The 10,016-nt window shown below is 58.4% G+C and carries 12 protein-coding genes; all 12 read right to left on the reverse strand.

What is annotated here, in order from left to right; all coding sequences use genetic code 11:
- Positions 1-411: tRNA 2-thiocytidine biosynthesis protein TtcA (locus tag AC2VNK_RS02005; protein ID WP_486882621.1), on the reverse strand; the 411-nt coding region annotated here is incomplete at its 3' end.
- A complete protein-coding gene (gene rfaE1 / locus AC2VNK_RS02010; protein ID WP_291522411.1) occupies positions 401-1,372 on the reverse strand; it encodes a D-glycero-beta-D-manno-heptose-7-phosphate kinase in 972 nt (323 codons plus the stop codon). The genes AC2VNK_RS02005 and rfaE1, both read right to left, overlap by 11 nt.
- Positions 1,353-2,675, reverse strand: a complete 1,323-nt coding sequence (locus AC2VNK_RS02015) for a UDP-glucose dehydrogenase family protein (RefSeq protein WP_291522409.1) — start codon at positions 2,673-2,675, stop codon at positions 1,353-1,355. The genes rfaE1 and AC2VNK_RS02015 overlap by 20 nt, the downstream gene beginning before the upstream one ends.
- Before the next feature lie 3 nt (positions 2,676-2,678).
- Positions 2,679-3,071, reverse strand: coding sequence for a holo-ACP synthase (gene acpS, locus AC2VNK_RS02020; protein WP_486882622.1), 393 nt, complete (start codon positions 3,069-3,071; stop codon positions 2,679-2,681).
- Positions 3,068-3,793, reverse strand: coding sequence for a pyridoxine 5'-phosphate synthase (pdxJ, locus tag AC2VNK_RS02025; protein ID WP_291522405.1), 726 nt, complete (start codon positions 3,791-3,793; stop codon positions 3,068-3,070). Before pdxJ ends, acpS begins: the two co-directional genes overlap by 4 nt.
- The gene (gene recO / locus AC2VNK_RS02030) at positions 3,790-4,557 is read right to left on the reverse strand and encodes a DNA repair protein RecO (protein WP_486882623.1); all 768 of its coding nucleotides are present in this window, start codon (positions 4,555-4,557) and stop codon (positions 3,790-3,792) included. Before recO ends, pdxJ begins: the two co-directional genes overlap by 4 nt.
- Positions 4,547-5,452 carry a GTPase Era gene (gene era, locus AC2VNK_RS02035; RefSeq protein ID WP_291522401.1) on the reverse strand — a complete coding sequence of 302 codons (906 nt, stop codon included), beginning with the start codon at positions 5,450-5,452 and terminating at the stop codon, positions 4,547-4,549. Before era ends, recO begins: the two co-directional genes overlap by 11 nt.
- A 4-nt stretch (positions 5,453-5,456) precedes the next feature.
- A complete protein-coding gene (gene rnc, locus AC2VNK_RS02040; protein ID WP_486882624.1) occupies positions 5,457-6,137 on the reverse strand; it encodes a ribonuclease III in 681 nt (226 codons plus the stop codon).
- A 65-nt stretch (positions 6,138-6,202) separates the two neighbouring features.
- Positions 6,203-6,637, reverse strand: a complete 435-nt coding sequence (locus AC2VNK_RS02045; protein ID WP_291522397.1) for a DUF4845 domain-containing protein — start codon at positions 6,635-6,637, stop codon at positions 6,203-6,205.
- An 81-nt stretch (positions 6,638-6,718) separates the two neighbouring features.
- Positions 6,719-7,510, reverse strand: coding sequence for a signal peptidase I (gene lepB, locus AC2VNK_RS02050; protein ID WP_486882625.1), 792 nt, complete (start codon positions 7,508-7,510; stop codon positions 6,719-6,721).
- Between the two features lie 66 nt (positions 7,511-7,576).
- Positions 7,577-9,379 carry a translation elongation factor 4 gene (gene lepA / locus AC2VNK_RS02055; RefSeq protein ID WP_486882626.1) on the reverse strand — a complete coding sequence of 601 codons (1,803 nt, stop codon included), beginning with the start codon at positions 9,377-9,379 and terminating at the stop codon, positions 7,577-7,579.
- 105 nt (positions 9,380-9,484) lie between these two features.
- The coding region (locus AC2VNK_RS02060; protein ID WP_486882627.1) for a PDZ domain-containing protein at positions 9,485-10,016 on the reverse strand (532 nt) is incomplete at its 5' end.

The raw sequence follows: 10,016 nt of genomic DNA on the forward strand, positions 1-10,016 counted from the left end.
ATAGCCTTCGCGCCGTGCGCAGCGATACAACACACCCCGCCGCATCCGCGCACAAAAACTGCAATAAGAGGGCCGTAGCAGGTGCTTTTGTGCTCGCTCGTAAATATTCTGTCGCTCCAGAAAATACGGAATACCCAGATCCCGCAGATAAGGTACCAGCGGCTGTGGGTCATAATCTGGGCTCATGGGGTCGACGGTGGCCACGCCCAACTCAAAGGGCACAGGGGATTGCCGCTGCATGGCCCGCAGCAGGTGCAACAGGGTCAGCGAGTCTTTCCCGCCGGACAGTCCGAGCAGGATGCGATCTCCAGGCTGAATCATGCGGAAATCGGCAATCGCTCGGCCGATCCGGCGTTGTAAAAGCTTCGGCACCGGCAGCCGGGGCAGTGTCGTCACCATCTCAGCCTTCACGCGTGGATTCCGTCGCGGCCAACTCTTCCACTGTCACGACAGCTGCCCCCAGCTTGCCCACGACGATACCTGCTGCGCGGTTGGCCAGTTCCACTGCACGATCCATCGCCCAGCCCGCCGCGAGTGCCGTCGCCAGGGTTGCGATGACCGTGTCTCCGGCACCGGTCACATCAAAGACTTCCCGGGCCTGAGCCGGATGGTGATAGATGGCATTCTGCATAAAAAGGGTCATCCCTTCTTCGCCGCGCGTTACCAGCAGCGCCTCCAGTTGCAGAGATTCCCGCCACTGCTCGCCCAGTGCGCGGAATTGCGCCTCATTCGCCCAGGTGCCTGCCACTGCCTGAAACTCGCTGAGATTAGGGGTAATAATGGTCGCACCCTGGTAAGGGCGATAATCCCTGCCCTTGGGATCAATCAGCACTGGAATACCCAGACTGCGCCCCAATGCCACCAGATGTTCCACTTCCCGCAAGGCGCCCTTGCCGTAATCGGACAGCAGCAGTGCCTTGGCATGGGTCAACAAGGCCGGCGCCTGCTGACGCAAGGCATCGCTGTGGGCCTGGCTGGGCTGCGCCTCAAAATCCATGCGCAGGAGCTGCTGCTGGTGACCGATGACGCGCAACTTCACCGTCGTTGGACAGGCCTTATCAGGAATCAGCACCGTCTTGACCCCTGCTTCCGTCAGCAGCATACCCAAACGCTCACCCGCTCCGTCATCTCCGACCGGGGCCAGTAAAAGCGCGTGCGCCCCCAAGGCCAGCACATTCAGTGCGACGTTGGCGGCACCGCCGGGACGCTCCTCTTCCCGCCGCACCTGCACCACTGGCACAGGCGCTTCCGGGGAGATACGTTCGACTTTGCCAAACCAGTAACGATCAAGCATCACATCGCCGACAATAGCCACCTGCGCCTGCGCCAGACCGTGCAAATCCCCGGCCATATCAGGGGCGTCCGATGGCATGGTAAGTAAAACCTTCAGCACGCACAGTCGTCGGGTCATAAATATTGCGCCCATCGACAACCAAGGACTGGCGGAGGAGGCTGCGCATCCGCGCAAAATCGGGGCTACGGAATTGCTGCCACTCGGTACAGATCACCAGTGCATCGGCCTCCTTACAGGCCACATAGGGGTCCGGACAAAGCTGTAACGCGCACTGCCCACCATAAAGTCGCCGTGCCTCATCCATGGCCGCCGGATCAAAAGCCTGCACGTGCGCACCGCGTCGCCACAAGGCTTCCATGAGCACCCGGCTGGGAGCCTCGCGCATATCATCGGTATTGGGTTTGAAAGCGAGGCCCCAAACGGCAATGGTCTTGCCCGTAAGATCCTCGCCCAAAGCCCGCACCACTTTCTGCTCCAGGAGACCTTTCTGGCGATTATTCACCTTCTCCACCGCCGCCAGTAGGGGTGCATCAAAATCATATTGTCGGGCATTGTATTCCAGCGCCCGTACATCCTTCGGAAAACAGGACCCGCCATAGCCGCAACCCGGATATATGAAGGCGTGGCCGATGCGGGGATCGGCACCGATGCCGCGTCGCACCTGCTCGATATCCGCCCCCATCCGCTCCGCCAGACCCGCCAGCTCGTTCATCAGCGAAATTTTGGTGGCGAGCATGACATTGGCGGCATATTTGGTCAGCTCCGCGGAAGGCGGGTCCATGACAATCAGGCGATCATGATTGCGGTTGAAGGGGGCATAGAGAGCGCGCATCCGCTCCGCTGCCGCCCCGTCATCCGTGCCAATGATAATCCGGTCCGGCTTCATAAAGTCTGCCACGGCGGCGCCTTCTTTCAGAAACTCGGGATTGGCGACCACATCAAAAGCGATATCCGTCGCCCGCTCCTGCAAAGCCAGAGCAATTCCAGTGCGCACTTTTTGCGCCGTGCCTATCGGCACCGTGGATTTATTGATCACAGTGACCGGACGTTGCAAATGTTTACCAATATCACCCGCCACTGCCAGCACATGGCGCAAATCGGCAGAGCCATCTTCATCGGGCGGCGTCCCCACGGCAATAAAGAGGAAATCCCCATGGGTCACGCCCTCAGCAATATCCGTAGTGAAGCGCAAGTGCCCACTGGCAATGCCTTCCTGCACGATGGCGGGCAAATCAGGCTCGTGGATGGGCACCTCACCGGCCCGCAGTCGCGCGACCTTGTCGGCATCCACATCCACACACAGCACCTGGTTACCCACCTGCGCCAGACAGGCACCCGTGACTAGCCCCACGTATCCGGTCCCCACCACTGTCACTTTCATCGCCTACTGCTCCCTTTGTTCCAGCACCACGACCGCCAGGGCATAGCAGCGTTCATCGCTGATGGACAGCCAACTGTGCACACCATCGCCAAGCCCCCGTAAGAGCTGCTGCGCGCGGCCGCCCAGCACCAGTTGCGGACGCCCGGCCGGGTCGTGGCCCACCTGCACATCCATCCAGCGCATTCCATCACTCATGCCGCTGCCTAGGGCTTTAAACGTTGCTTCCTTAGCCGCGAAGCGCCGAGCCAGGAAAGCGGCGCCGGCGACAGCCTCCCTCGGCATTTCCGCAGCCTCCAAAGGCCCCAGCAGACGCTCGGCCAAACGCCCCCCGAAGCGGGCATGGAGACGGGCCATCCGCTCTACAGCGACAATATCGGTCCCCATACCCACAATCATCCCCGGGCCTCCAGCATGAGGCGTTTCATATCCGCCACCGCCGTCGCCATACCAACAAACAGTGCGTGGGCAACGATGGCATGGCCGATATTCAACTCGCGGATATGGGGAATCGCTGCCACTGCCTGCACATTGTGGTAGTCGAGACCATGCCCGGCATTCACCTGCAGGCCGAGGCTATCGGCAAAGCTTACCGCACTGGTGATCAGGCCCAGTTCTTCTGCACGCGCCGCCGCATCAGCGGCATTGGCATAGCGGCCCGTATGCAGCTCGACCACGGGCGCTCCGGTTTCCATCGCCGCCTCTAACTGAAAGGGATCAGGGTCAATGAACAACGACACCCGGATCCTGGCAGCGGCCAGACGCTGACAAACCTCTTTGATACGCGGCAACTGTCCGGCCACGTCAAGTCCGCCTTCGGTGGTCAGCTCCGCCCGACGTTCCGGCACCAAACAGCAATCACTGGGGGCCAGACGTTCTGCCACGCGCAGGGCGCCTTCTTCTACCGCCATTTCCAGATTGAGGCGGGTACGCAGGGTCTGGCTGAGAATTTCCACATCCCGTTCCAGGATATGCCGACGATCCTCACGCAAATGCGTGGTAATGGCATCAGCGCCGGCGCGCTCCGCCACAAAGGCCGCCTCCACCGGGTCCGGATAACGGGTGCCGCGCGCCTGCCGCAACGTGGCAACGTGATCAATATTCACCCCCAAAGCAATCATTCGCCGTGCTCCTCTCTCCGTATCGTCGACGTGGGCTGTGTTCTGCGCAAGTATGCCGCAAGGAGGCGGCGGCTCTCCAGTGGGCGCCCGCCCAGATGGACTTGTAACTCCTGCTCCAAACAGCGCCGCAAAGAGGGCCCCAAGCCTCCCGCATTTCGTGTCTGCATCGCCCCCCGCAACCAACCCAAAGCAGCCGCCTCTAAGGTCACTACCGCGGCATCCGGTGCATGTGCCGGACAGAATACCCCGCGTGCTGCCTGGTAAAACCAATGTTCTGAAAGTGCAGGATCAAGAGATCGACCACACTCCGCGCAGCGTTCCAGGTCGGGTGCCCAACCCAGGTTTTCCAGCAGGCGCCGCTTGAAGCGCCGCAAATACCAACTCTCACCGGGTTCACCGCGTAATACCCTGATCGTTTCTTCATACACCGGAAAGAGCGCAGGAAAGGGGTCGCCACGCTGCGTGAGTCTTAATAGCAGTTCGTTGATATAAAAAAGACTGAGGCCTTGCAGGGCATCCAGTGGCAGCGCCGGCCCAAGCTCTTCCGCCTGCGCCAGCACCGGTAACTCACCCCGCCCCAGCCAACGCACCCATAAGGGGCGCCCCGCCTCAATCCGCGCCAGCGGAGAGCGGGCGCGCCGGGCACCTTTGGCCAATACCCCCAGCCGACCTTGTGTCTGCGTAAACAGTTCGACTACCAGACTGGTATCCCCGTAAGGGTAGCGATGCAAGACCCAGGCGCGATCACCGGCCTCAGTCGTCATACCCCAGCTCGCGCAGGATATTGCGGTCTTCCGACCACTGTTCCTTTTGCTTGACCCACAAGCCCAACCAGACCCGCTCTTCGGTCAACCGCTGCAACGCCTCCCGCGCCCGGCTGCCAATCACCCGCAACCGGCTGCCGCCGTCACCTAAAATAATGGCTTTCTGCCCCGGTCGTCGACAATAAATAGTCGCCTCGATGCGCTGCTGACCGCCTTCCACCTGATAGCTTTCAATGACAACCGCTGTATCGTAGGGCAGTTCGGCACCCAGTTGCCGGAATATTTGCTCGCGGATGATTTCTGCCGCCATAAACCGCAGGTTGCGATCAGTGACCTGATCCTCCGGGAAAGACGCCGGTGCCGGCGGTAACAAGGGCACCAGCACGTCGGCCAGACGCTCCACATCAGCCGCCTTGCGCGCCGACAGCGGTATGACCGCCGCGAATTCTCCACGCTCCGCCAACGTTTGCAAATAGGGAAACAGCCGCGCCTTGGCCGTCACCCGATCCACTTTGTTGACCACAGCCACCAGCGGAATACCGACCCGCTGTAACCAGCGCAAGGCCTCCGCATCATCATGGGTCCAGAGCAGTGCTTCTACCACCAGCACGCCCAGATCCGCAGACTCCAGCGCACCTCGGGTAGCCCGCAGCAGATGCCGGTTCAGACTGCGATAACCGCTATGCACGCCCGGCGTATCCAGAAACAGCAGTTGCCCATCGGGTCGGCTGAGAATCCCGAGAATCTGATCACGCGTTGTCTGCGGCCGCGGCGCAGTGATGCTGATTTTCTGCCCAACCAGATGGTTCAGTAGGGTAGATTTACCGACGTTAGGGCGCCCGAGCAGCGCCACATGCCCGCTGCGATACCCTTCGTCAGGAACAACAACATCCATAACATCATCCACGCACGGCCCCCTGCAGTTGTGCCAGCATCAGCGCCGCGGCCTGCTGTTCTGCTTTCCGCCGACTGCCATCCTCCGCTTCGGTAGCTTCGGCGCCCGGCACACTACAACGCGCCACAAAACGTCGCTCATGGGCCTGTCCTTTTTCTTCCACCATCGTATAGATGGGAAGAGGACGTCCCTGCCCCTGCAGGAATTCCTGCAACTGCGTTTTGGGATCACGCAACTCTTCACCACCCAGATGATCGGTCATCAGGGGTTCAACCAGTTGCGCGACAATACCTTCTGCCGCCGCAAAGCCGCCATCAAGAAAGGCCGCGCCAATCACCGCCTCCAGAGCATCGGCACGGATGGAGTCGCGCCGCGCGCCGCCGCTGCGTATTTCTCCGGGACCGAGGATCAGGGAATCGGCCAGGGCGATCTTTCCGGCAATCTCCGCCAGGGTTTCCTCACGAACCAGCCGCGCCCGCATCCGCGACAGGTCCCCTTCACTTACCTTGGGAAAGCGGGCAAAGAGCTTCGCTGCCACTACAAAATTCAACGCCGCGTCACCCAGAAACTCCAGCCGTTCATTATGCTGGGCACCCGCACTCCGATGCGTCAGCGCCTGCAATAGCAAGGATTGCTCGCGAAAATGATAGCCGACCGACTGTTGCAGCCCTTCTAAGACACCCATAAATGCAGACTCAGTAATCCAAAAGTGTGAAAGGAAAAATTATATCATAGATGGAAAAGCCTTTTTCAATGTCCTACGGCTTCAAAATGAAGCAGCAGACTGATATTGGCTATCAAAGGCACAATCTTGTCATAACTGATGGTAATCAACGCCGGTCCGATACCACTTTTCTCGATCTGGATGTCCTTCTGCGGGATATTGATCATGGCCACCCCTAGTCTACTGTTCAGGTTATGGCGAATTTGTGATGCAGACTCTTCCGGCCCAGACTGTTGTGCCTGCTGGCTAACGATATTCTTCAAAGACCAGTAATCATAGTAGGACGGCATCACCTTCACCACAAAGGCGACAAGAAACACGAGGATCAACAGCCAGAAAATCACACCGATGAACGAGACGCCTGCCTCCCCGGAATGCCGGGGCATTATGGATCGCGTGCCTTGGGCACGCGGGCCAAAGGCTTTCTTTATGATCAGGGTATTTAGAATCGATTTGCGCATTCCGAGCCCTCCTGGAGCCTGGATTCATCTGTACCTCTTATTTAGTCCTGAATAATGATTTTGCAAGTGCGGCACGCAAATTCAGGATGCCCCATCTAATGAACGACCAATCTGCTTCCAGCGGATAGACCAGTCCTCGGCATTCCAGGAGAACCACACAAACATCGCCTTCCCGACGATATTGCGCTCTGGCACCACGCCCCAGAAACGGCTGTCATTACTATTATCCCGGTCATCGCCCATCATAAAATAGGAATGGGGCGGCACCTTGTATGGCCCGAAATTCATCTGGGCTTCCGGCGTATCAAATTCGATAATATGGAACTTGTGACCCCCGAGCTCCTGCTCATATTCTTTGGTGGGAATCACCATGCCTTCGGCGCCCTGCCCCTCGGGCTTATAATTAAAGGCTCTGATAAATTTTTGTGGCACCAGTTTGTTGTTGATGTAGAGTGCATCTCCCTTCACCTCAATCGTGTCGCCCGGCAGGCCGATGACCCGCTTGATGTAGTCGACACGCGGATTTTTGGGATAACGGAACACCATGACGTCACCAGCCTCTACCGGGCTGCCCTGGGTAATGGGTGTGTGAATCAAGGGTAGCCGCAATCCCCATTGGAATTTGTTGACCAACACAAAGTCCCCCACCCGCAAGGTCGGAATCATGGACCCGGAGGGTATCTGAAAGGGCTCAAACAAAAAGGCGCGGATCAGAAAAACGATAAGCAATACCGGAAAAAAACTCCGGGCATACTCGACAACAACGGACTCTCTGGCTTCGGCAGGCCGCTTCTTTCGCAAAAACAGGAGATCCACCAGCCAGATCAGGCCGGAAAGCACAACCGCCAGAAACAACCCCAGGGTAAAATCCATCAGTGCCTATCCTTCACTCTGTGCATAACCAAAATCAGCCTCCACATAATTTCCGCAGAGCGCGTTTTATCTCTTGTCACTTTTCAGCACTGCCAGAAAAGCTTCCTGAGGAATCTCCACATGACCGATCTGCTTCATGCGTTTTTTGCCCTCTTTCTGCTTCTCCAGCAATTTACGTTTGCGCGAAATGTCACCGCCATAACACTTGGCCAGCACATTCTTGCGCATGGCTTTGACCGACTCCCGGGCGATGACTTTGGCCCCTATGGCGGCCTGAATAGCCACCTCGAACATCTGCCGGGGAATCAGATCACGTAAACGGGCCACCAGTTCCCGTCCGCGCCGTTCGGACACATCGCGGTGCACAATCCAGGACAGCGCATCCAGCTTTTCACCATTGATGAGGATGTCCATTTTCACCAGCGGCCCGCTCTCGAAACGCGCAAATTCATAATCCATGGAGGCGTAGCCCCGACTCACCGATTTGAGACGGTCAAAAAAATCTAGGACGACTTCGTTGTGCGGCAACTCATAGCGCAGCATCACCTGTCCGCCGGTGAACTGCATATTCTTTTGCCGCCCGCGCCGCTCTTCGCAGAGGGCAATCACCGGCCCAAGATAGCTTTCTGGCACCAGGATATTGGCCGTAATCACCGGCTCGCGAATATCCGCAATTTTTTGTGCCGGCGGCAACTCGGCAGGGTTGGAAATTTTCAGCACCTGCCCATCCGTAGTAACCACCTCATAGATCACGGTAGGTGCGGTACTGATCAGCTCAAGCTGATACTCGCGTTCCAGGCGCTCCTGCACGATTTCCATGTGCAACAGTCCTAAAAATCCGCAACGGAAACCAAAACCCAGGGCTTGTGAAGTCTCTGGCTCAAACTGCAATGCCGCATCATTCAGCCGCAATTTCTGCAGCGCCTCGCGAAAATTTTCATAGTCCGCCGAGTCCACGGGATAAAGCCCGGTGAACACCTGCGGCTGCACCTCGCGAAAACCCGGCAGCGGCGCACTTGCGGGGCGGTCCTGCTCCGTCAGCGTGTCTCCCACCCGGGCGCCTTCAATGGTCCGCACGCCTGCAATGACAAAGCCCACCGCACCGGTCTCCAGAGCCGGAACTGTCAGGGATTTTGGGGTAAAAACACCAACTTTTTCGACCACATAAGATTTCTGCCCCGCCATCGTCAGGATACGCTGGCCCGGACGGACCGAACCATTCATCACCCGCACCAAAACCACGGTCCCCAGGTAATTATCGAACCAGGAGTCGATGATGAGGGCTTGTAACGGTGCGTCCGGATCGCCTTGGGGCGGCGGGATACGCTCCACCACCCGCTCCAGAATCTCTCGAATACCGATGCCCTCTTTGGCACTGGCCTCTACGGCGTCGTCAGCGGGCAGCCCGACAATTTCTTCAATCTCCCGGCGCACCCGCTCCGGATCGGCAGCCGGCAAATCAATCTTGTTCAGGACGGGTAGAATCTCCAGATCGTGTTCGAGCGCCGTATAACAGTTGGCCACACTTTGCGCCTCCACGCCCTGCGAAGCATCCACGACCAGCAAAGCCCCCTCACAGGCGGCCAGAGAACGGCTGACCTCGTAAGAAAAATCCACATGGCCCGGCGTATCAATGAGATTGAATTGGTACTCCTGCCCATCTGCGGCACGAAACTGCAAGCGCACACTCTGTGCCTTGATGGTGATTCCACGTTCCCGTTCGATGTCCATGGTATCCAGCACCTGGCTGGACATTTCCCGCTCGGTCAGCGCCCCGCAAAGACGGATAAACTGATCCGCCAGCGTGGATTTGCCGTGATCCACATGGGCGATAATAGAAAAATTACGAATATGTTGCTGTTCAGTCATATGACCTATCAATTCATGGGCGCCTGGCGGCCATTACCGCCGCGTCAGACACCATAACAAAAAGGGCTGGTATAAACACCCAGCCCTTCGCGGCTATCACCTGCATCAATGCGGCAGCGAAAGTACCAGATAAAAACTCCCTTCACCGCGCCGCACCAGCACCGGTATCGGCTGACCTGCCGGCAACACCGCCACCAGCTTCTGCAAATCGGCAGCATTGGCAATCTGCTGTTGTGCTACCTGCAGAATCACATCGCCGGGACGAATGCCAGCTTCCGCTGCCGGACCTACACCAACGCCGAGGACGAGAACGCCGGTATTCACATTCAGTTGCTTACGTGCTTCCGCCGTCAGCGGACCCACCTGCACGTTCAGTCGTTTGATTTCGCCCTTCTGCGCCGGGCTGCCGGGCGCGGTGGATTCCGCTGCATTCTCCAGATTACCGGGCAGACTCTCTACCACGATGTTGAGGGTCATGGCTTTGCCATCACGGATGACACCCAACTTCGCCTTGAAGCCCGCGGGTAATGCCCCCACCAGCGGCGGCAACTGACCCGAGTTGTAGATAGGTTGGCCACCAAAGGAAACGATGACATCCCCTGGTCGTAGCCCTGCCTTGGCGGCCGGACCATCAGGT

It is taken from the genome of Acidithiobacillus sp. TH-A35 (assembly GCF_057473505.1).

Excerpts from the sequence above, each read along its gene's own strand:
- acpS (WP_486882622.1), bottom strand. The coding sequence starts at position 3,071 with ATGATTGTGGGTATGGGGACCGATATTGTCGCTGTAGAGCGGATGGCC.
- AC2VNK_RS02045 (WP_291522397.1), bottom strand. The coding sequence starts at position 6,637 with ATGCGCAAATCGATTCTAAATACCCTGATCATAAAGAAAGCCTTTGGC.
- rnc (WP_486882624.1), bottom strand. The coding sequence starts at position 6,137 with ATGGGTGTCTTAGAAGGGCTGCAACAGTCGGTCGGCTATCATTTTCGC.
- rfaE1 (WP_291522411.1), bottom strand. The coding sequence starts at position 1,372 with ATGCCATCGGACGCCCCTGATATGGCCGGGGATTTGCACGGTCTGGCG.
- lepA (WP_486882626.1), bottom strand. The coding sequence starts at position 9,379 with ATGACTGAACAGCAACATATTCGTAATTTTTCTATTATCGCCCATGTG.
- recO (WP_486882623.1), bottom strand. The coding sequence starts at position 4,557 with ATGACGACTGAGGCCGGTGATCGCGCCTGGGTCTTGCATCGCTACCCT.
- pdxJ (WP_291522405.1), bottom strand. The coding sequence starts at position 3,793 with ATGATTGCTTTGGGGGTGAATATTGATCACGTTGCCACGTTGCGGCAG.
- lepB (WP_486882625.1), bottom strand. The coding sequence starts at position 7,510 with ATGGATTTTACCCTGGGGTTGTTTCTGGCGGTTGTGCTTTCCGGCCTG.
- AC2VNK_RS02015 (WP_291522409.1), bottom strand. The coding sequence starts at position 2,675 with ATGAAAGTGACAGTGGTGGGGACCGGATACGTGGGGCTAGTCACGGGT.
- era (WP_291522401.1), bottom strand. The coding sequence starts at position 5,452 with ATGGATGTTGTTGTTCCTGACGAAGGGTATCGCAGCGGGCATGTGGCG.